The organism is Corynebacterium faecale (assembly GCF_030408735.1).
GTDB classification, from domain to species: Bacteria; Actinomycetota; Actinomycetes; order Mycobacteriales; family Mycobacteriaceae; genus Corynebacterium; species Corynebacterium faecale.
Map to the genome: position 1 here is coordinate 2,472,740 of NZ_CP047204.1, position 19,456 is coordinate 2,492,195.

Here is a 19,456-nt window from a genome sequence, read left to right on the forward strand (position 1 = left end):
TTGTCCCATGTCCGGCCGTTTCCGTCCTGTCGAACAGGATTATTCAGTCACACCAGCCGCCTGATTCACCAACCAGGCATATTCGAAGGCGGTCTGACGCCACTTCTCATAACGCCCTGACACACCACCGTGGCCGGCGGACATCTCCGTCTTCAAAAGGAACTCGCCACCGGTGGCGGTTGCCCGGAGGCGCGCAATCCACTTGGCGGGTTCGACATAGAGCACGCGGGTGTCATTGAGTGAGGTGACGGCCAGGATATTCGGGTAGCGCTTGGCCTCCACATTTTCATAGGGAGCGTAGGACGCCATGTAGTCGTAGACCTCCCGGTCATGCAGCGGGTCACCCCACTCATCCCACTCGATGACGGTCAGGGGCAGCTCCGGCATGAGCATGGAGGTCAGGGGATCCACGAAGGGAACCACCGCTTCAATCGCCTTGAAACGGTCCGGTGCCATGTTCGCGATCGCACCCATGAGCATGCCACCGGCGGATCCTCCCTCGGCGACCAGACGGTCTGGAGAGGTGATGCCCTGTTCGATCAGTGCATCGGCGACATCAATGAAGTCAGTGAAGGTGTTCTTCTTGGTGAGCATCTTGCCGTTGTCGTACCAGCCGCGGCCCATCTCGCCACCACCACGGACATGGGCGATGGCGAAGACCATCCCGCGGTCCAGCAGGGAGAGACGAGCCACCGAGAATCCCGGATCGATGGAGGCCTCATAGGAGCCGTAGCCGTACAGCAGGGTCGGGACATTCTTCAGGTCCAGATCCGCGCGGTGCACCAGGGATACAGGCACCTGTGCTCCGTCACGGGCCGTCACCCATAAACGGGAGGCGGTGTAATCCTCACGGTTATAACCTCCCAGGACTTCCTGCTGCTTGAGCAGGACACGCTCACCGGTGGCGATCCAATAATCAAACAGCTGGCCCGGGGTGGTGAAGGAACCATAGCTGATGCGGATCACCGGGGCATCCCATTCAGGGTTGCCCGAGGAAGCGACCGTATACAGTTCTTCGTCGAACTCGAGTTCCCGGAAGGCGGTGAAGCCTGCGTCGGCAAGCGTCATCACCGCAATGCGGCCAATGGCGCCGGACCGGTAGCCGATGGTCAGATGGTCGCGGAAGGCGTCAACGCCTTCGATGCGCACATCGTCGCGGTGCGCGACCAGCATCTCCAGTTCAGAAAGCGAGGTCAGGGCGCCGACGGGCGCATGACCGACCGCGAAGTTAGGGCCGGTTTTATTGTGGACGACCAACCAGGTGTCATGGCCAGCGATGACCGCATGGTCGACGTCATATTCCACACCCTCCTCGCGGGGGATGAGAACAACCGGGTCAGTCTCCGGCTCGTCATAGGGGATGTACTGGACCTCAGAGGTCACCTTGGATGCGGAACCCAGGAGGATGAACTTGTCTGAGCGGGTGGTTCCGATCCATGCGGAATAGCGCTCATCAGCCTCGTGGTAGACCAGCACATCGTCCTCGACCGGAGTGCCGATCCGGTGGCGCCAGATGGTGTCGGGGCGCCAGGCATCATCAACCCGCTGGTAGAAGAGGTAATCCTCACCCACCCAGGTGGAGCCGTAGAAGATGCCGGTGAGGGCGTCGGTGAGGTGCTCCCCGGTGGTCAGATCCTTGATGCGCAGGGTGAAGCGCTCATCACCGGTGATGTCGGTGGAGTAGGCCAGGTAGCGTCCCGAGGGAGACACCGAGGAGGTGCCCAGGGAGAAGAACTCATGTCCCTCGGCGAGTTCATTAGCGTCGAGGAACACCTCCTCATTCGCACCGGGTTCCACGGGGATCTCCGGGGCCACCCAGGGTTCATCACCGACGGGCATGCGGCAGAAGATGCCGTAGCTCTTGCCTTCCTCGGTGCGTCCGAAGTACCAGTGGTCACCGCGGCGAACCGGAACCGACATGTCGGTTTCCTTCACGCGTGACTTGATCTCACCGTAGATGTTGTCGCGCAACTGCGTCAGATGCTCAGTCTGCGCCTCGGTGTAGGCGTTCTCCGCTTCCAGGTAATCCAGGGTGTCCCGGGATTCTTTATCTCGGAGCCATTCGTACTCATCCACGAAGTCATATCCGTGGTGGGTTCGGGTGACGGGTCGGACAGTGGCAATGGGAGGATTGGGGCGTTCAAAAGACATAAGCCCTCATCCTAGTCCCCGTGCTAGACGCAGGACCCGATCCAGTCGGAGAACTTCTTACCGGAGATCAGCTCATAGGCTTCGATATAGCGTTCACGGGTCGCCTCGACCACGGAACCGGGCAGTGCAGGTGGCTGGGCTCCACTGTTTTTATCCCACCCTGACTTAGGGCCGGTCAACCAGTTGCGTACAAACTGCTTGTCAAAGGACGGCTGGACATGACCGGCCTCATACCCGTCTGCAGGCCAGTAGCGGGAGGAATCCGGGGTGAGTACCTCATCGCCGAGGACAAGCTCACCGTTGGCATCGATGCCGAACTCGAATTTGGTATCTGCGAGGATGACGCCACGTTCAAGGGCCACCTCGGCGGCGCGGGTGTAGATGGCGATGGATGCATCACGCAGCTGGTTCGCCCGGGCTTCGCCCAGTCGCTCCTCCACCACATCGAAGGAGACATTGATGTCGTGGTCGCCCACATCGGCCTTGGTGGCCGGAGTGAAGATCGGTTCGGGGAGACGGGAGGATTCCACCAGTCCCTCCGGCAGCTCAATCCCGCAGACGGTTCCTGACTGCTTGTACTCCTCCAGGCCGGAACCTGTGAGGTAACCGCGGACAACACATTCGAAGGGCATCATGGTGAGCTTGGTGCAGACCATGGAACGTCCGAGCACCTCTTCCGGGATGCGGGGATCATCGATGGAACCGGAGAGATGGTTCGGGAAATCGATGGTGTCGAAGAAGAACTGGCTCATCGCGGTGAGTACCCGGCCCTTGTCCGGAATCTCGGTGTCCAGGATGAAGTCATAGGCGGAAATTCGATCAGAGGCGACCATGAGGATGTTGTGCTCATCGATCTCATAGATCTCACGGACCTTACCGGCGGAAAGGTGATTGTACTGGGAGAGTTCAGGACGCATGCTATCGAAGTCTAGACCCACCGGGGGAAGAGATGAAAAAAGGGCACCCCGGGAAGGGTGCCCTTTTTAAAGTGTCCGGTTAAGGACTGCTCCTATTTAGGAGGAGAGACCGGTGAAAGCATCGATGATGCCCTGGCCGCCGCCAACGCCTGCGCCCCAGACGCCGGAGAGGAAGCCGACAACGGTGTCGTAGATTTCCTGAACAAAGGTGAAGAAGTCGCTCATGGTGAGCTCCTTTCAGATATTCGCCGAACTCTTGCTGTCCGACTGGGATGACCCCAGTTTGTCGAACCCTGCAATCCAATGCAAGCCTGCCACCCGCAGAAACACCAAAAACTGAACGATGTATAGCTGGTGTCATTAAGGAAAATTTAAGGACACACGGGTTTTATTCATAAATGAAAATTTATCTAAAGTTTTTTCAAAATTGACATGAATCCCCGGTTTCGAGCGGGTAGGGCGGTCGTTTTTCTCCAGACGTTGCAAGCTTTAGAGGATCTCACCCGGACGGTAGGTGGCGGCGTCGGGGTGGGCGTCGACAAGCTTCTGCACGCGGTCGAGGACACGCGCAACCTGAGATTCAGCCGCGCCAATGAAGGCGTGACGGTCGGACAGGGCGTCGGTGAGTGCCTCCTCATCCATGGGCAGACGCTCATCGGCGGCCAGGCGCTGGATCAAGTCCTGCCCACCGCCATTTTCACGCATGTTGAGGGCAACAGCGACAGCGTTCTCCTTGATCACCTCGTGTGCGGTCTCACGGCCCACACCAGCGCGGACAGCGGCCATGAGGATGCGGGTGGTAGCCAGGAACGGCAGGTAACGCTCCAGCTCACGCTCGATCATGGCCGGGAAGGCACCGAACTCATCCAGCACGGTGAGGAAGGTTTCGAACATGCCGTCAAGGGCGAAGAAGGCATCAGGAAGCGCAACACGGCGAATGACGGAACAGAACACGTCTCCCTCATTCCACTGCTGACCAGCCAGGTCAGCAACCATGGTCAGGTAACCGCGAAGGATCACCTGCAGGCCACCGACACGCTCGCAGGAGCGGGCGTTCATCTTATGTGGCATCGCGGAGGATCCAACCTGGCCCTCCTTGAATCCCTCGGTGACGGTCTCGGTGCCGGCCATGAGGCGGATGGTGTGGGACAGGGATGACGGGCCCGCACCCAGCTGAACCAGTGCGGACACGGCGTCAAAGTCGAGGGAACGTGGGTAGACCTGGCCGACAGAATCGAAGACGCGGTCAAAACCAAGGTGGGATGCGATGCGGGTCTCCAGGTCGGAGAGGCGGGCCTCATCGCCGTCCATCAGATCCAACATGTCCTGCGCGGTGCCCATCGGCCCCTTGATGCCACGCAGCGGGTAGCGGTTCAGCAGATCATCGGTGCGTTCGATGGCAACGAGCATCTCATCGGCAGCCGTGGCGAAGCGCTTACCCAGGGTGGTGGCCTGCGCCGCCACGTTGTGGGAGCGACCGGCCATGACCAGGCTCTGATACTCGGCGGCGCGACCACCGATGCCGGCCACCACCGCGATGGCTTTGTTGCGGACCAGCTCGAGGGAACGGTGGATCTGGAGCTGCTCCACGTTCTCAGTCAGGTCACGGGAGGTCATACCCTTGTGGATATGCTCGTGACCTGCGAGTGCATTGAATTCCTCGATGCGTGCCTTCACATCATGGCGGGTGACGCGCTCACGGTCGGCGATGGATGCCAGATCAACCTGGTCGATCACGGCTTCATATGCGGTGATCGCCTCATCGGGGATCTCCACGCCCAGATCCTTCTGGGCTTTCATCACGGCGATCCAGAGCTGGCGCTCCATGATGATCTTCTGCTCGGCGCTCCACAGGTTGGATAGCTCCGCGGATGCGTAACGGTTGGACAGGACGTTTGCGATCTTCTTTTTATCAGCCACGAAGATTATTATCCCCCACCAACCGAAACTAACCTAGTTCAGGAACTTCCCGATGCGGCGCACGCCCTCCAGCGTGTCAGCCGGTGATGCACAGAGGCTCAGGCGAACCCAGCGGTGCCCCTCCGCGGGATCAAAATCCACGCCCGGTGCCACGGCCACATCGGCCTTCTCCAGAAGTTCCTGGGCCCACTTCTCAGAATCATCCGTGTACTTCGACACATCAACCCAGAGGTACAGCCCGCCGTCCGGGTCGGCGAAGGTGTCCAGGCCGATCTCCGGGAGCTTGTCGACGAAAATCTCGCGCGCCTCACGGTACCTTTCCACGTTGGCGTCCAACTCCGCGGCAGCTTCCAACGTAAAAGCGGCCCGGCCCGCGGCCTGGCCGATGGCCGGTGCACACAGCGATACCGACGCCTGGATATTCTCGATCGGGGTGACCAGCTCATCAGGGACGATGATCCAGCCCACGCGCCACCCCGTCATGGAGAAGTACTTGGACAGTGTTCCCACCACGATGGCATTGTCGGAGAACTGCCGGGCGGTGGCCAGCGGGCGTCCGAAACTCATCCCGTGATAATCCTCATCAGAGATGAGCACGGTGCCGTTGTCATCACACCACCGGGCGATACGTTCCAGCTCATCCACATCAATGATGGTGCCGGTGGGGTTGCCCGGGCTGGTCACGATCACGGCCTTGGGCTTGTGGGGAAGCTCCTCCAACATCTGGGCGGTGGGCTGGAAACGGGTTTCCGCTGTGCAGCGCAGATCCAGGACCTCTGCTCCGAGAGCCTTGAGGATATTGCGGTAAGCCGGGTAGCCGGGAGCCGACAGGGCCACATGATCGCCGTGGTCCAGCGTTGCCAGGAAGGCAGCCATGAAACCACCCGAGGAACCGGTGGTGATGATGACATTACCCGGGTCTGTTTCCACTCCATAGGTGGCGGAGTGCCACCCGGCGACAGCCTCACGGAAACTGCGGTCACCGACCACTTCGGTATAACCGAGCGGACCTGAACGCAGGGCGATTTCGGCCTCATTGAGAACAGCCTCCGGGGCCCCCGTCGTGGGCTGGCCGGCGCAGAACATGATGACGTTTCTGCCTTCACGCCTGCGACGGTGCACCTGGTCGAGCATCTGCATGACCCGGAAAGGCTGAACATTGCTTCGCTTGCTGAGCAGTGGGGAATTCATAGATATCCAGCGTAGTTGCTTTCACCACCGGATAAGCAAACTTAATTTAGATGGAGATGCGTCCCTCAACCGCTGGCAGCGCAATATCGGTGCGGTAGTGGCTACCATCCAGCTCGATCTGCTCGATGGTGGCGTAAGCCTGGTCACGGGCTGCATTCAGGGTCTCGCCGACACCGATGACGTTGAGCACACGACCTCCGGCAGATACCAGTTCCCCTTCGGCGTTATAGGCGGTTCCCGCATGGAGCACATTGTCTGCATCGGCATTGCGGATCACATCGCCCGTGCGTGGGGTATCCGGGTAGTTATGGGAGGCCAGCACCACGGTGAGGGCGTATCCGTTGATCCATTCCAGTTCCGGGTGGTCCGCGAGGGTTCCGGTGGCCACGGAATTGAGCAGACCCGCCAGTGGGGTCTTGAGCAGGGCGAGAACCGCCTGGGTCTCCGGATCACCGAAACGGCAGTTGAACTCAACCACGGCCGGGCCCTTCGAGCCCCAGGCGATGCCGGCGTAGAGCAGACCGGAGTATGCACAGCCACGCTTGACCATTTCCCTGGCAACCGGGATGCAGACCTCATCCACGATGCGTTGGACACCGTCCTCCGGCAGCCAGGGCAACGGCACATAGGCACCCATGCCACCGGTATTCGGACCTTCATCATTGTTGAAAACGCGCTTGTGATCCTGTGCAGGGAGCAGAGGGACGACGGTTTCGCCGTCGACAAGGCAGAACAGTGAGACCTCGGGGCCGTCGAGGAAAGACTCGAGCAGCACCGGATTACCGGAGGCCAGGACGGCATCAACATGCTCGCGTGCCGCTGCACGATCGGGGGTGACCACCACGCCCTTACCCGCCGCGAGGCCATCGTCCTTGACCACCCAGTTAGGGCCAAAGTTGTCCAGAGCAGCCTCGATGGCTTCATCAGTAGCACCCGGGGACAGAGCTTCGGCGTGAGCGGTGAGGACACCGGCGGACGCCATGACATCCTTGGCGAAGGCCTTGGACCCCTCAATGCGGGCAGCCTCCCTGTTCGGGCCGAATACCGCGATGCCGGCATCCCGCAGGGCATCACCCACACCTGCAACCAGGGGGATCTCCGGGCCGATGACCACGAGGTCAATGTTTAGTTCCTGCGCCAGAGCGGTGACTGCATCCGCATCATCGGCCTTGATGTCCGGATGAACGGTGGCCAGGGAACCCAGACCCGCGTTGCCCGGGGCGACGTGGAGTTCGGTGGTGACAGAATCTTGGGAAAGTCCACGGAGGAGGGCGTGCTCACGGGCGCCCGAGCCGATTACCAGAATGCGCATGGTTCCTGAGTTTATCCTGCAGAAGTTGTTGAGAGCTATTCCTCACGCCCCAGGTAGAACCTCCGGGTGTTATCCGCGCGCAGGTTGGCAGTTTCCGTGTCCACTCCCGAGGCTTCGTCGGCACGGGCCCAGGCATCGGAGGCGCTGATGACGAAAGCCTCATAGGAATCGCGGGTGGGATCTTCAGTAACCCCTGAAATATATCGGTCGAGGGCCCAGAGACTGAGATCCCAGCCGAGCCATCCATAGCGTTCCCGGGAGACCGCATCGATGCCTTCGTCAGCGGTGCTGAATCCCGCAGCCAGTTCGGATCCTTCCGCAGTGGGAGTGATCTCCACGTTGAGATAGGACAGATCGCCATCCTTTTCCCAGGTAATCAGGAAGGAGTTCTCGGTGCAGGACTCGATTCTGCCGTGGGCGTTCCCCTCGATCTCAAACACGAACTCATCCCGGGTGACAGTGCCGAACCATCTGGACAGGTGTTCCGTGTCAGTGAGGCGCCGGAAAAGATCATCGGCGGGGACAGCGAAGGTGGCCCCCAGGTGGCGGGAGAGCACATCCGGATTATCCCGGATCATGCGTCGATTAATGGACGTGTTCGGGTTCATATGTCCCGATACTAGTAACCTTGGGCGCATGAGCACCGTTTTCACGAAAATCATCAATGACGAACTGCCCGGAAGATTTGTGTACCGATCGGAGAGCGTGGTTGCGTTCCTCTCCATCGAACCTCTCGCATATGGCCATACGCTGGTGGTTCCCGTGAAGGAGGTGGATCGCTGGACCGATCTCCCCCATGAGATCTGGGTCGATGTGAATGAGGCATCCCAGTTCATCGGCGATGCGATCCGGGAAGCCTTCAACACCCCCCGATGCGGTTATATCATCGCCGGTTTCGATGTCCCCCACACCCACATCCACCTCTTCCCCACCGACAAGATGGCTGACTACAACTTCGCCAACGCCCTTGCCGCAGATGCCACTGATCCGGAGAAGATGGATGATGCAGCTGCCCGTATCCGTGAGATCCTGGGAACCGACGAACACGGTTGGCCACTGGACTAATCGACCAGCGCCGGCAGCTTGATGGTAAATACTGTCCCGATGCCGACATCACTACTGACGGCGATGGTTCCGCGGTGTCCCTCCACCAGTGATTTGGTGATGGCAAGCCCGAGGCCAGAACCACCTGAGGCACGGGAACGGGATGTGTCCGCCCGGTAGAAGCGTTCAAAGATGTGCTGGGCATCCTCCGGGGGCATGCCCGCGCCGTCATCGCTGACACGCACCACCACGGCTTCATCCTCCGTACTGATATCTATCTGCACCTTTGCTTCAGGCCCGCCGTGGTTGAGGCCATTATTGACCAGATTGGTGAGCACCTGATGCAGACGCGTCGGATCCCCCTCCACCAGTGGCACGGAACCGGTGTTGTTGACCACGCCGATGGATCTGTCAGGCCATGCAGCCCGCAGTGAACTGGCGACAGAAAGTGACAGCTCCAGCATATCCACCGGGTGTTTCTCCATCTGCTGGCCTTCCGCGCGGGTGAGGGAGAGCAGATCCTCCACCAGCACACTCATTCGCTGGGCTTCCCCACCGATCTTGGACAGCACCCAGTCCGCATCCTTCGTGGCACCCGAATGGTACAGCTCCGAATAACCCTTCACCGATGTCAGAGGTGTGCGCAGCTCATGTGAGGCATCGCCGACGAAGCGCCGCATCTGGGATTCCTTCTCCTGCGCGGAGAGAATGGATGCCTGCAGCTGTTCCAGCATCACGTTGAGAGCATTGGCAAGCTGACCTACTTCCGTGGTCATAGGCCACTGTGGAACACGGCGGTCAAGATCCCCGCGGGCAATGCTCTTGGCCGTGTCCTCCACCTCCCGCAGCGGCCGGAGAGATCGTTTCACCAGGTAGAAGGAACTGATGAGGATGGTCACCAGGATGAGGACACCGATGACAAACTGCACAACCACAAGACGGTAGAGCAAGGTGGTTTCCCGGGCCATGCTCTTGCCCACCACCGTGATCACGTCATTGCTGGTGGTGGCCATAACCCGCCAGGGAATCGATGACGGAGATCCAGGCACAGCCTCAACCGTGTGTGGCCCCGTACCGATGGTGGTGGCAGTCAGATCAGGAGCGGACTGGGCATCATTGATGATGATGCTGGAACCGTCCGGGAACACCTTGGCCACATAGAAATCACTCGGGGGACCCTGACGGATACCTCCGAAGGATTCCGCTGACCGTGCCCAGCTGCTCATCGCAGTCTCCAGTTCCTGATCCAGGCGTGTATAAGAAGCTTCACGCATCAGGCTGGATACCGCGACGGCATTCACCAACAGGCCCAATCCAGCGATACCCACGACGAGGAGAATGACTCTCGTACGCAGGGGGATCGTCCGGCCGACCTGACGGAACCTACTCACCTGTGGCTCAGGTTCTTCCTGAGCCAGGGCGGCATAGGGATTATCGGGGACTGTCATGGTTTAGCTGCGCGGTGTGCGCAGAACATATCCCACTCCCCGCACTGTCTGGATCAACTGCGGATCCTGGGTGTCCACCTTGCGTCGAAGATAAGAGATATAGGATTCAACGACGTTGCCGTCGCCTCCGAAGTCGTAGTGCCAGACGTTATCCAGGATCTTCGCTTTGGACAGCACCACCTCGGCGTTGAGCATGAGGTAGCGCAGCAGGTTGAATTCGGTTGGGGAGAGATCCACGAGTTCCCCTGCCTTGGTCACCTCATGAGTCTCATCGTTGAGGGTGAGGTCGGCATAGGCCAGGGTGGCGTCGTTGTCCTCAGTTTCCACTGTTCCGCCACGGCGCAGAATCACCCGCAGACGGGTGATCACCTCCTCGAGTGAGAAGGGTTTGGTCACGTAGTCGTCGGCCCCGATGGTCAGACCGTGGATCCGGTGCTCCACCGCATCCTTGGCGGTCAGGTACAGCACAGGGCTGTCAAGGCCTTCGGCGCGCAACTTGGTGAGTAGCTCGAAGCCGTCCATGCCCGGCATCATCACGTCAAGAATATACGCATCCGGACGGAATTCACGGGCCATCTTGATGGCCTCGTTGCCATCGCTGGCGGTCATGACGTTGAATCCCTGGAACTTGAGGCTCACGGTGAGCAGTTCAACGATATTGGGTTCATCGTCTACGACGAGGACTTTGACCTGTCCATCAGTCTGATTTTCCATAAAGGGCAGCACTTCCTAAGCATCTTATTAATGTGCGATCTTCCCCCAGTCAACACCCTGGCCATCAACCTGGGCTGTTTGATTCCTGTGAATTAGCTGCAAGCTGTCGGATCGGCTGGTCACGCGCGCCAGAGGGCGCGTGGATGAAACGGTGGCGGCGTGGATAAGCATCCCACTGACTACGGGGACAGGACGGGCCAGCTGACCTAAAGTCATCACCATGGGACATATCAAGACATCCAGAGGAACCGTCGTCTCCTGGGCCTTTTGGGACTGGGGCTCCGCTGCCTTCAACGCGGTGCTGGTGACGTTCATCTTCTCGGTGTATCTGACTGACTCCGTGGGATCAACACTGCCCTACGGCAACGCCACCTCTCTATACTCCATGGCGGTGGCGGCCGCGGGTGTGATCGTGGCGGTGGTCGCACCGGTGATGGGCCGACGCTCGGATATCCGGGGCACCAGGCGGGCCTCCCTGCGGATCTGGACCCTGGTCACGGTGTTCCTGATGTGCAGCCTGTTCGCAGTCCAGAACTCTGACCCGATGTATTTCTGGCTGGGTGTCGGAATCATGGCGGTGGCCAATGTGACGTTTGAGTTCGCAGAGGTTCAGTACTACGCCCAGTTATCCCAGATTTCCACCCGGGAAACAGTTGGACGCATATCGGGTTTCGGCTGGTCCATGGGCTACTTCGGAGGGATTTTCCTCCTTCTGATCTGCTATTTCGGGTTTGTGGCGGGCGAAGGTGACACACGTGGCTTCCTGAATATCCCCGTGGAGAATGGGCTCAACATCCGACTGGTAGCTGTTTTTGCAGCGGTGTGGTTCCTGGTTTCCGCGATTCCGGCATTGCTCAAGGTTCCGGAGATTCCTCAGCAGGTGGCGGAGGGGGCTCGGCCAAAAGGCATCGTGGGTGCGTACAAAGACCTCTTCCATCAGGTTAGATTGCTCTGGAACCGAGACCGGAATGCCGTGTTTTTTCTTATTGCAGCTGCCGTGTTCCGCGACGGACTGGCCGGGGTGTTCACCTTCGGAGCAATCCTGGCGGTCACGGTCTACGGGCTCTCAGCTGGCGATGTCCTGCTGTTCGGCGTGGCCGCGAACGTGGTCTCCGCGCTCGGCGCCCTGCTGGGCGGCATTCTCGACGACAAGATTGGCCCCAAACCCATCATCATCGTGTCATTGTCCATCATGATCGTGGATGTGGTGGTGCTCTACTTCGTGGATGGACCACGGAATTTCTGGATCTTCGGGTTGATCCTGTGCGCGTTCGTCGGGCCAGCCCAATCTGCTTCACGCAGTTTCCTCACCCGCCTCTCCCCTGACGGCCAGGAAGGCCAGCTGTTCGGCCTCTATGCAACCACCGGGCGGGCAGTTAGCTGGATGGCGCCAGCACTGTTCGGCATCTTTGTGACGGTAATGGGCGAGGATCGTGCGGGCATCTGGGGAATCGGGTTGCTGTTACTGCTGGGAATGGGACTATTGCTGATGGTGAAATCTCCAGAAAAAGTAGAGCAGATTTAGACCGCGGGGGTGGCGCGAAGCACCAGCTCAAGGATGGTTTCAGGGCAGGTGGGGGTAGGCCGTGTCCAGGGTGCGGTTTAGGGTGAGATTAGAACACATGAACTAACCACACCCACCATAGGGGGTTACACCATGCACACCACCCAACCACCACCCACACCATCCCCGGCCTACTACACCGTCAACAACCCCACCAACCCCATGGCCGTAGCCATGACCGCCCTACGCCAAGCAGAACACACCCTCTTCACCACCGCCCTACCCGCAGCCGACGCCGACTTCGAACACACCATCGCCACCTGGTCCATCGCCACCGGCTACTCCCGCACCCGCGTCACCAACATCCTCCTGGCCCTGTTCCAACTCCGCGACCTCCCCCAACTCCACACCCTCCAACACCAACTCTTCCACCTCGATGCCCAACGCCTCATCGCCATCACCAACGCCCTATTCGGACTCGACCCCGACCACCTCAACGCCATAGATCAACACCTCACCGACTACCTCACCCCCACCACCGTCAACCAGGTCCTACCCTCACCACGATCAATCACCAACAAAATCCGCGCCATCCGCGACATGCTCAAAGACCCCAAAGCAGGCACCACCCACGGACCAGAGACCAAAGAATTCCACCTCTCCACCGACCCCGATGGCACCACCGAGCTCTACGCCACCCTCAACCCAGTGGAAGGACAACTCATCAACGATGCGGTGAACAAACACGCCACAGCAACCGGCAAAACCAAAGGCGAGGCCTTCGCAGATCTACTGCTGAACAAGATCACCGTGACTGTCACCCTCAACCTCTACACCGCCAAAGATCTAGCCAACGCCCCCGTCTGGGCCTCCGGAGTCGGGTGGTTAGACGAAGACACCGGCACCCACTGGGCAGAACAGGCCACCCGCACTGCTGACATGGACACCGCGATGGATAAACACCTCGATGGTCATTATCCCTGCCATGCGATCAAAGCCGCGGTGCAGGGCAGGGATGGCACCTGCCGGTTCCCTGGCTGCACGGTGCCGGCGATCAAATGTGATTGTGATCATCGGATCAATCACGCTGATGGTGGATCCACGTGTGTGCATAATCTGTGTTGCCTATGCCGGCATCATCACAATGACAAGACCGCGGGCCGGATCATGTACGTGTTGGATCCGCTCACCGGGATTGTGGTGTGGTTGTTAGCCGATGGGACGTGGGCGGTGACGGTGCCGGAAGGGCCGTTGACACCGACGAGTGCCAGGTGGGCGCAGACGGTGTCGCAGTACCGGACCAGGCACCGCAACCGGTGGGCGGCAGCAGCCCGGCGGGAAGCCGAAGCCACAGCCAACGCGCAGGCCGCTGCGGACCAGGACGACAACCCACCCTTCTAAGTCCGCGAACTAGACGTCGCGGGAGACCAGATCCTCGAGTGGTTCTGGGGAGAGGAGGTAGGGGGCTACCTCGAGAACAGTGAAGGCACCGGTCTGCCCCTGTTCCTTCAGTCGGTAGGCTGCACGGCCGAAAGCGATCTGGGAGGAGGCGGTGAAGTCGGGGTTACGCTCCAGCTTCAGGATGTATTCCACGGTGTGGTTGAATCCACCGGTGTCACCGGTGGTGATCACATGACCACCGTGAGGCATACCGTTGTGCTCAGCATCGAAGGTGGCCTCATCAATGAAGTTGACCTCCACTTCATACCCCACGAAGTAGTCAGCCATGGTGCGGATCTCATCCTCGATGCGCTCATGCTCAGATTCAGGAGCAACCACATAGCAGTGGCGCTGATGGGTCTGCTTGCCGGTCAGGCCAGCAGCCTCACCCCGGCGCGCCTTTTCCAGTGCTTCTTCGGACGGCAGGGTGTATTGGACTGCCTTTTGTACACCACTGATGCGTCGCAAAGCGTCGGAGTGGCCCTGGGACAGGCCCGGCCCCCAGAAGGTGTGCTGCTGATGGTTGGCGGCAAGCATCGCTGCGCCATAGACACGATTGATGGAGAACATGCCCGGATCCCAACCAGTGGAGACCACGGAGACATTTCCGGCCGCGCGGGCTGCCTCGTCCATCACCCGGCGGTGACGGGGCACATCGCGGTGGTTGTCATAGGTATCCACGGTGCAGGCAAATGCGGCAAAACCTGGCGCCTGCTCAGGGATATCCGTGGCAGAGCCCATGCAGAGGAACAGAAGATCAATATCCTCGGTGTGCTTTTCTGCATCCGCCACGTTGAACACGGGTGTCTCTGTATCCAGGGTTTCACGGCGGGAGAAGATTCCCACCAGTTCCATGTCCGGCTGCTGAGCGATGAGCTTTTCCACACTCTTACCCAGGTTTCCGTATCCAACGATTGCTGCGCGGATTTTTGTCATTTCCTATCCTCCAAGATGGTGGTGGCACGTTTCCCTCCCGAGCATACTGCCGTGCATACTGTTGTCATGATCAGGGGATCTTTGGAGCACCAGGGCAGAGAGCGGACCTTCACCATCATTGAACCGGGTGAACCGGGCGAGTCAGATACACCAGCCGAGACGCTTTTCGTCTTCTTTCACGGCTCCCAGCAGTCCGGCACCGTCACCAGGAAATTCACCAACTTCACCTTTGACAGCCTGGCGGACCGGGGATGCTTCGTGGTGTACCCAGACGGAGTTGAACAGCATTTCAACGATGCCCGCCGGGGTTTGGATGAACAGACACGTCATCTCGGGGTGGATGACGTGGGGTTTTTCATTTCACTCGTGCGGTATATGAATCAGCATCACGGAATCACAAGAGTTTTTATCGCCGGCTACTCCAATGGCGGACAGATGGTGCTGCGGCTCATGCATGAAGTGCCGAAGATGATCGCTGGGGCTGCGACCATCGCCGCCAACCTCCCCACGCCGGATAACACCTTGCCGGAGGTACTGCGCCACCGTGCTCACCCGATCCCCTATCTGGCCATGGCCGGAACTGCTGATCCGTTTTCTCCCTATTCCGGAGGAGATGCCGGTATTGGTTCCCAACACCGCCGGGGCCACGGTTTATCCGCACACGAATCAGCTGCCTATTTCGCCCAACGCAATGGCGCGTTGGATCTGGAACCAACCAAAACCCGGCGTTCCCCGGCTGTGGTCGTTGACCGCTGGAATGGTGGGCGCCCGGTGGAACTATGGACCCTGATCGGCGTGGGCCACCTGGTTCCGAGCAACAAGAACTACCCGGATTTTCTGGGGCCTTCCACCGATCAGCTGGTCGCCGCCGAGGTCATCGCTGACTTTTTCGGGCTCTGAAGACTCTTAAGGCTTAGGAAGCCTCTGGAAGGCTCTGGACTACAGCTGATCTTCCCTGACCAGACCCAGCTCAACAAATGCCTTGGCCAGGCCATTTTCAGCCACGTTGTCCGTCACCAGATCAGCGGCTTCTTTCAGTGCCTCTGAGGATTCACCCATGGCCACACCATAAGCGCTCACCTCAAACAGGGTGAGGTCACGATTACTGTCACCGAAGGCGATGGTGCTCTCGCGCTTGGCGTTGAGGAACTTCAGCAGACGGTTCACAGCCTCATGTTTGGATACACCGCCCACACCGATGGCACCGAAAAGTGCGTCCTCACCGAAGTTGCCCCATGTGCTGTGCTCCAACTTCGGGAAGTGACTGCGGGTCTCCTCGAAATCCTCGTAGGAGTTGAGGATATAACTGATCTTGTTCACATCATGCCGGTAGAGGTTCTCATTCCAGATCATGTTTGGGTAGAAGTCGCGGGTGGTCATCAGATCCAGCCCCTTCTCATCCGCCAAGCGCTGGAGCAGCGCGTCCCCCTCCTTCTCATAACGCGGGCTGGCGTAGAGGCCGTTGTTGGATTCGAGGTAGAACTCGCATCCCCTGGCCTGCAGCCAATCCACGATCTGGCGGGTTTCCTCGCCTGAAAGACCACGGTGGTATACCACCTGCTGCTGACTCTCCACGTAGGCGCCCTGTGCACCTATCAGCCCGTCAACACCGATGTTCCACAGTTCCTGGGTCACCTCGGCGATGCTTCGTCCCGTACTCAGATACACCTTGTGTCCGTTGGCCCGGGCAGCGCGGACCGCAGCCACAGCTGAGTGTGGCAGCTTGTTGGAATAGTCAATCAACGTGCCACCGATATCGACGAAAAGAATTTTTCCCATGCCACAACCTTACGCTTTTCGACGGGCAGGTGATTCCGACTTTCGTAGCCCATTCAGCACTGGGTGGAAATTTTCAGAAAAGCAAAAATAGCTCATTCATCCTGGTCACAGCAGAGTTGTTATCAAATGAAACTTGACTGTTTTTAAATCGTTACGCTCCTCGCTGAGAATCGTCTGAAAACGCGTTTACAATCGGGGGCATCCCCAATCTAAGGAGAGTTAACATGCGCGGAAGCGGACTTATCTGGACCATCGTCGGAATCTTGGCGATCATCGCCTTGGCTATCTGGATTTTCTCAGCCATGTAATTCCGGCATGACACTCAGCGTGGCCCACGGTAAATCACCGTGGGCCACGCTTCTTTTTTTGCGCCTCAACCCCCTGTTCACAGTGCGCACCCCGAAAGTGAAATGGAACACTACGATCGTCGGAGTATTCAATCCAAGTATTCCCTGACTAGGAGCCATGATGGCTGTTTCTCCATTACTGGCGATCGAAAGACCGCATCTCCCCCGTCCCGGCATCCGGGAGATCTTCGGGGATCTCGGACCACAGGAGATCGGCAACGGCCTCGTGGCGCTCATCTTCTCCGCGTCCGGGCCGATCGCGGTGATTCTCGCTGCCGCTGCCGCCGGAAATCTGAGTCCGGATCAGACATCTTCCTGGATCCTGGGTGCATTTCTGGGCAATGGCATTCTCACCCTGATCCTCACCTGGCTCTACCGCAGCCCCCAGGCCTATTTCTGGACGATCCCCGGCACGGTACTCGCCGGTGACGCGCTCACCCATCTGACCTTCGGGGAGGTGATCGGCGCCTATCTGGCCACCGCGGTGCTGGTGTTCCTCCTGGGTTGGACAGGTCTGATCGGCAGGATCATGGCGGTGCTGCCGCCCACCATCGTCATGGCGATGGTGGCGGGTATCTTCCTGCGGTTCGGTCTTGATCTGGTCGGTGCAGCCACTGGAGATCCGATGATCGCCATCCCGATGATTGTCATTTTCGTGGCCATCAGCATCTTTCCGAAGGCCGCCGCCGTGGCACCCCCGGTGGCACTGGCGGCGATGGTCGGCACCATGATCGCCATCTTCACCGGCCAGCTGGGCTCCGGAATCCTGGACAACGGCACCATCGCCTCCCCGGTGTATACCGCCCCGGAGTTCTCCTTCGCAGCCATGACTGAATTGGTGATTCCTCTGGCCATCACGGTGGTGATCGTGCAGAACGGTCAGGGTATCGCGGTACTGAGGGCTGCCGGCCATAAGCCGGGAGTCAATCTCGCCGCTGCAGCGAGTGGTCTGGTGTCCATTCCGATGGCACTGATGGGTAACGTCACCACCTGCCTGACCGGGCCCACCAACGCGTTGATCGTGTCCGGTCCGAACAAGGAAAGGCATTACGCGGCGGCGATGGTCACCGCGGTCGGCGCCATCGCCGTCGGGTTGTTCTCCCCCGCCTTTGTGGGATTCATGCTGGCTATGCCGGTGTCGTTCATCGCCGCGCTGGCAGGTATCGCCATGCTCACCCCACTGAAGAACGCCTTTGTCGCCGGGTTCTCAGGCGCGTTCTCCACCGGGGCGTTGGTGTGTTTCCTGGTGACGGTGTCCGAGATGTCACTGCTCGGCATCTCCGCACCATTCTGGGGCATCGTCTTCGGATGTCTCATCGCCTGGCTGATGGATCCTAAGCCCAGGAAATCTCCGACAGATCCAGTCCCTCCTGCTCAGCCTGCGCCTCAACCAGAGACAACAGATAAGCAGCCTGCCCACGATAGGTCTCGTTGAACCGCTCATCGCTGACATACATCCGCGCGAGTAATACCTGCTTGGATCGGGATACATCATAGAACCGGTCCACACTGGCCAGGTGCTCGGCAACCAGCAGCGAGGCCGGCTCAGAGCCGGGTTCAACGCCGCGGGTTGCGGCGTCGACAAGCTTATCGACGAACCGATCATGCGCCTCCTTGACCTCGTACCAATCGTCTTTGGTCATCTTCGCCTCGCGCTGCTGTGACTGCTCCCATTCGGGGGTGTCACCCCAGCGCTGCTCGGCCTCATCCTGCCAGTCGCCGCCGAAGAGCTTGATCTTCTCCTCAGTGGTCATCTTCTGGTCAGACATGTCTTCCTCCTCAAGGATTTCATCCACTGCCCGGACCATCCGGTGCAGCTGACCGATACGTTCCACCAGAATCTCCCGCTGACGGCGCAGCCTTTCCACAGCTGTGGCCGGTTGCGCGAGAAGTTCAACGATCTCCTTCAGCGGCACACCTGCCTCCCGGTAGACCAGGATCTGAAGAGCAGTCTCCAGGTCATCATCGGTATAGAGGCGGTGATCCGCCCGGGTGCGCCACGTGGGTGAGAGCAGCCCGATGGAATCCCAGTGCCTCAATGTTCGGGTGGTCACGTGAAGGATCTCAGCGGCCTCACCGATGGTGTAGTCGGCCATGGCTCAAGTGTGCACCTTGACGCTGCGTCAAGCGCAAGAAAGCCGGAGCCCGTGATATGGACTCCGGCTTGATTATCTAGTGGTTTTTACCAGAAGACAGCCAGTGCGACGTTGATCAGAGACAGACCGCCGACTGCGTGTGCGAGGCCCTTGGAAACAGGCTCGTTGCGGGCAACCTTACGACGACCGATGATTGCGGCCACCAGAACGGCGATGAGAACAATCAGCTTGACGCCGATCTTCATGTGGTTGACAGCACCGTCATTCATCTCAAGCAGACCCACGAGCATCAGGCCGGTGAGCAGCTGAACCCAGGCGCCGATGTGCTGCCACTGCAGGACGGTTGGTTTCTTGAAGGTAGCAAGCCAGCCACCAACCAGTGCAGCGGTTCCCAACAGGTGGAAGAAGATGAGCAGGGAGTGAAGAATATCCATGCAGATGACACTAACAGGGCCGACCCGAACCCACCGATTTCAACCGACAAAAAGAAATCCCCGGACTTAAAGTCCGGGGATGTTGAGCTGGAGACGAGACTTGAACTCGCAACCTACGCATTACAAGTGCGTTGCGCTGCCAATTGCGCCACTCCAGCACCGCATTCGGGTGTAACACCAAATACAACAACGTATCGTAGCGTACACGCAACCCATGATGGGA

18 protein-coding genes and 1 tRNA gene are annotated in these 19,456 nt (G+C 59.3%); 5 read left to right on the forward strand and 14 right to left on the reverse strand.

The window, feature by feature from the left end:
- Nucleotides 1-39 precede the first annotated feature (39 nt).
- From CFAEC_RS11270 to CFAEC_RS11300, 7 genes are all read right to left on the reverse strand, one after another.
- Nucleotides 40-2,151, reverse strand: a complete 2,112-nt coding sequence (locus CFAEC_RS11270; protein ID WP_290276877.1) for a S9 family peptidase — start codon at nucleotides 2,149-2,151, stop codon at nucleotides 40-42.
- Between the two features lie 23 nt (nucleotides 2,152-2,174).
- The gene (locus CFAEC_RS11275) at nucleotides 2,175-3,068 is read right to left on the reverse strand and encodes a phosphoribosylaminoimidazolesuccinocarboxamide synthase (protein WP_290276878.1); all 894 of its coding nucleotides are present in this window, start codon (nucleotides 3,066-3,068) and stop codon (nucleotides 2,175-2,177) included.
- Between the two features lie 96 nt (nucleotides 3,069-3,164).
- Nucleotides 3,165-3,293 (reverse strand): hypothetical protein, encoded by a 129-nt coding sequence (locus tag CFAEC_RS11280; RefSeq protein ID WP_290276879.1) that lies wholly within the window; start codon nucleotides 3,291-3,293, stop codon nucleotides 3,165-3,167.
- A 264-nt stretch (nucleotides 3,294-3,557) separates the two neighbouring features.
- Nucleotides 3,558-4,988: an adenylosuccinate lyase gene (purB, locus tag CFAEC_RS11285; RefSeq protein ID WP_435384232.1), complete on the reverse strand. Its 1,431-nt coding sequence runs from the start codon at nucleotides 4,986-4,988 to the stop codon at nucleotides 3,558-3,560.
- Between the two features lie 33 nt (nucleotides 4,989-5,021).
- Complete coding sequence (locus tag CFAEC_RS11290) at nucleotides 5,022-6,128, reverse strand: pyridoxal phosphate-dependent aminotransferase (RefSeq protein WP_290279900.1); 1,107 nt, start codon at nucleotides 6,126-6,128, stop codon at nucleotides 5,022-5,024.
- Nucleotides 6,129-6,225: 97 nt separating this feature from the next.
- The gene (purD, locus tag CFAEC_RS11295; protein WP_290276880.1) at nucleotides 6,226-7,491 is read right to left on the reverse strand and encodes a phosphoribosylamine--glycine ligase; all 1,266 of its coding nucleotides are present in this window, start codon (nucleotides 7,489-7,491) and stop codon (nucleotides 6,226-6,228) included.
- A gap of 35 nt (nucleotides 7,492-7,526) precedes the next feature.
- A complete protein-coding gene (locus CFAEC_RS11300) occupies nucleotides 7,527-8,099 on the reverse strand; it encodes an SRPBCC family protein (RefSeq protein ID WP_290276882.1) in 573 nt (190 codons plus the stop codon).
- A gap of 28 nt (nucleotides 8,100-8,127) precedes the next feature.
- Between CFAEC_RS11300 and CFAEC_RS11305 the strand changes: the two genes are divergently transcribed.
- A complete protein-coding gene (locus tag CFAEC_RS11305; protein WP_290276884.1) occupies nucleotides 8,128-8,556 on the forward strand; it encodes an HIT family protein in 429 nt (142 codons plus the stop codon).
- Here the strand turns inward: CFAEC_RS11305 and CFAEC_RS11310 are convergent.
- The gene (locus CFAEC_RS11310) at nucleotides 8,553-9,983 is read right to left on the reverse strand and encodes a sensor histidine kinase (protein ID WP_290276887.1); all 1,431 of its coding nucleotides are present in this window, start codon (nucleotides 9,981-9,983) and stop codon (nucleotides 8,553-8,555) included. The two genes, CFAEC_RS11305 and CFAEC_RS11310, sit on opposite strands and share 4 nt — an antisense overlap.
- A gap of 3 nt (nucleotides 9,984-9,986) precedes the next feature.
- Nucleotides 9,987-10,697 (reverse strand): response regulator transcription factor, encoded by a 711-nt coding sequence (locus CFAEC_RS11315; RefSeq protein WP_290276889.1) that lies wholly within the window; start codon nucleotides 10,695-10,697, stop codon nucleotides 9,987-9,989.
- A gap of 220 nt (nucleotides 10,698-10,917) precedes the next feature.
- Here CFAEC_RS11315 and CFAEC_RS11320 point away from each other — a divergent pair, with 220 nt between their 5' ends.
- On the forward strand, nucleotides 10,918-12,222 hold the full coding sequence (locus CFAEC_RS11320; RefSeq protein ID WP_290276891.1) for an MFS transporter: 1,305 nt from the start codon (nucleotides 10,918-10,920) through the stop codon (nucleotides 12,220-12,222).
- A gap of 132 nt (nucleotides 12,223-12,354) precedes the next feature.
- On the forward strand, nucleotides 12,355-13,602 hold the full coding sequence (locus CFAEC_RS11325; protein ID WP_290276893.1) for an HNH endonuclease signature motif containing protein: 1,248 nt from the start codon (nucleotides 12,355-12,357) through the stop codon (nucleotides 13,600-13,602).
- A gap of 9 nt (nucleotides 13,603-13,611) precedes the next feature.
- Here CFAEC_RS11325 and CFAEC_RS11330 read toward each other — a convergent pair whose 3' ends face one another.
- Nucleotides 13,612-14,577, reverse strand: a complete 966-nt coding sequence (locus tag CFAEC_RS11330; RefSeq protein WP_290276895.1) for a diaminopimelate dehydrogenase — start codon at nucleotides 14,575-14,577, stop codon at nucleotides 13,612-13,614.
- A gap of 66 nt (nucleotides 14,578-14,643) precedes the next feature.
- On the opposite strand from CFAEC_RS11330, the gene CFAEC_RS11335 reads away from it, so the two are divergent.
- Entirely contained in the window at nucleotides 14,644-15,477 is an 834-nt protein-coding gene (locus CFAEC_RS11335) for a CE1 family esterase (RefSeq protein WP_290276897.1), read from the forward strand.
- A gap of 39 nt (nucleotides 15,478-15,516) precedes the next feature.
- Here the strand turns inward: CFAEC_RS11335 and CFAEC_RS11340 are convergent, their stop codons facing one another.
- On the reverse strand, nucleotides 15,517-16,356 hold the full coding sequence (locus CFAEC_RS11340; RefSeq protein WP_290276899.1) for an HAD family hydrolase: 840 nt from the start codon (nucleotides 16,354-16,356) through the stop codon (nucleotides 15,517-15,519).
- Between the two features lie 468 nt (nucleotides 16,357-16,824).
- Here CFAEC_RS11340 and CFAEC_RS11345 point away from each other — a divergent pair, with 468 nt between their 5' ends.
- Nucleotides 16,825-18,138 carry a benzoate/H(+) symporter BenE family transporter gene (locus CFAEC_RS11345; RefSeq protein WP_290279902.1) on the forward strand — a complete coding sequence of 438 codons (1,314 nt, stop codon included), beginning with the start codon at nucleotides 16,825-16,827 and terminating at the stop codon, nucleotides 18,136-18,138.
- Here the strand turns inward: CFAEC_RS11345 and CFAEC_RS11350 are convergent.
- The 3 genes from CFAEC_RS11350 to CFAEC_RS11360 all read right to left on the reverse strand — a co-directional run bounded on the left by CFAEC_RS11350 (nucleotide 18,038) and on the right by CFAEC_RS11360 (nucleotide 19,391).
- Complete coding sequence (locus CFAEC_RS11350) at nucleotides 18,038-18,799, reverse strand: MerR family transcriptional regulator (RefSeq protein WP_290276901.1); 762 nt, start codon at nucleotides 18,797-18,799, stop codon at nucleotides 18,038-18,040. The two genes, CFAEC_RS11345 and CFAEC_RS11350, sit on opposite strands and share 101 nt — an antisense overlap.
- Before the next feature lie 86 nt (nucleotides 18,800-18,885).
- Nucleotides 18,886-19,233, reverse strand: coding sequence for a hypothetical protein (locus tag CFAEC_RS11355; protein WP_290276902.1), 348 nt, complete (start codon nucleotides 19,231-19,233; stop codon nucleotides 18,886-18,888).
- Nucleotides 19,234-19,318: 85 nt separating this feature from the next.
- A tRNA-Thr gene (locus tag CFAEC_RS11360) sits at nucleotides 19,319-19,391 on the reverse strand.
- Nucleotides 19,392-19,456 lie beyond the last annotated feature (65 nt).

What these genes read in the sequence shown, in the direction of transcription:
- CFAEC_RS11270 (WP_290276877.1), bottom strand. Translation starts at nt 2,151, where the DNA reads ATGTCTTTTGAACGCCCCAATCCTCCCATTGCCACTGTCCGACCCGTC.
- CFAEC_RS11275 (WP_290276878.1), bottom strand. Translation starts at nt 3,068, where the DNA reads ATGCGTCCTGAACTCTCCCAGTACAATCACCTTTCCGCCGGTAAGGTC.
- CFAEC_RS11280 (WP_290276879.1), bottom strand. Translation starts at nt 3,293, where the DNA reads ATGAGCGACTTCTTCACCTTTGTTCAGGAAATCTACGACACCGTTGTC.
- CFAEC_RS11290 (WP_290279900.1), bottom strand. Translation starts at nt 6,128, where the DNA reads ATGCAGATGCTCGACCAGGTGCACCGTCGCAGGCGTGAAGGCAGAAAC.
- purD (WP_290276880.1), bottom strand. Translation starts at nt 7,491, where the DNA reads ATGCGCATTCTGGTAATCGGCTCGGGCGCCCGTGAGCACGCCCTCCTC.
- CFAEC_RS11300 (WP_290276882.1), bottom strand. Translation starts at nt 8,099, where the DNA reads ATGAACCCGAACACGTCCATTAATCGACGCATGATCCGGGATAATCCG.
- CFAEC_RS11305 (WP_290276884.1), top strand. Translation starts at nt 8,128, where the DNA reads ATGAGCACCGTTTTCACGAAAATCATCAATGACGAACTGCCCGGAAGA.
- CFAEC_RS11310 (WP_290276887.1), bottom strand. Translation starts at nt 9,983, where the DNA reads ATGACAGTCCCCGATAATCCCTATGCCGCCCTGGCTCAGGAAGAACCT.
- CFAEC_RS11315 (WP_290276889.1), bottom strand. Translation starts at nt 10,697, where the DNA reads ATGGAAAATCAGACTGATGGACAGGTCAAAGTCCTCGTCGTAGACGAT.
- CFAEC_RS11320 (WP_290276891.1), top strand. Translation starts at nt 10,918, where the DNA reads ATGGGACATATCAAGACATCCAGAGGAACCGTCGTCTCCTGGGCCTTT.
- CFAEC_RS11325 (WP_290276893.1), top strand. Translation starts at nt 12,355, where the DNA reads ATGCACACCACCCAACCACCACCCACACCATCCCCGGCCTACTACACC.
- CFAEC_RS11330 (WP_290276895.1), bottom strand. Translation starts at nt 14,577, where the DNA reads ATGACAAAAATCCGCGCAGCAATCGTTGGATACGGAAACCTGGGTAAG.
- CFAEC_RS11335 (WP_290276897.1), top strand. Translation starts at nt 14,644, where the DNA reads ATGATCAGGGGATCTTTGGAGCACCAGGGCAGAGAGCGGACCTTCACC.
- CFAEC_RS11340 (WP_290276899.1), bottom strand. Translation starts at nt 16,356, where the DNA reads ATGGGAAAAATTCTTTTCGTCGATATCGGTGGCACGTTGATTGACTAT.
- CFAEC_RS11345 (WP_290279902.1), top strand. Translation starts at nt 16,825, where the DNA reads ATGGCTGTTTCTCCATTACTGGCGATCGAAAGACCGCATCTCCCCCGT.
- CFAEC_RS11350 (WP_290276901.1), bottom strand. Translation starts at nt 18,799, where the DNA reads ATGGCCGACTACACCATCGGTGAGGCCGCTGAGATCCTTCACGTGACC.
- CFAEC_RS11355 (WP_290276902.1), bottom strand. Translation starts at nt 19,233, where the DNA reads ATGGATATTCTTCACTCCCTGCTCATCTTCTTCCACCTGTTGGGAACC.